The sequence below is a fragment of the Methylobacterium sp. CCH5-D2 genome (genome assembly GCF_001556475.1).
In the GTDB taxonomy this organism is placed as follows: Bacteria; Pseudomonadota; Alphaproteobacteria; order Rhizobiales; family Beijerinckiaceae; genus Methylobacterium; species Methylobacterium hispanicum.
Genome location: NZ_LSIX01000207.1, coordinates 1 through 313, shown reverse-complemented (window position 1 = coordinate 313; position 313 = coordinate 1). Strand labels below are relative to the sequence as shown.

Annotated in this window: 1 protein-coding gene; it reads left to right on the top strand. The window is 73.5% G+C overall.

The features are described from left to right. A partial coding sequence (locus tag AX737_RS05450) for a methyl-accepting chemotaxis protein (protein ID WP_245293399.1) occupies positions 1–313 on the top strand: 313 nt, incomplete at both ends.

Below are 313 nucleotides of genomic sequence, written 5' to 3'. Positions count from 1 at the left end.
TGGCGCTGATCTCGCAGATCGCCGGCCAGACCAACCTCTTGGCGCTCAACGCCACGATCGAGGCGGCGCGCGCCGGCGAGGCGGGGCGCGGCTTCGCGGTGGTGGCCGCCGAGGTGAAGGAGCTCGCCGCCCAGACGGCGCGGGCGACGGAGGAGATCTCAACGCAGATCGGCCGGATCCAGGGCTCGACGGATCAGGCGGTCGGCGCCATCGGCGGGATCACGGGCCGGATCCGCGACTTGAGCGGCGTCGCCAACGCGATCGCGGCGGCGGTGGAGGAGCAGGGCGCGGCGACCCAGGAGATCGTGCGCAA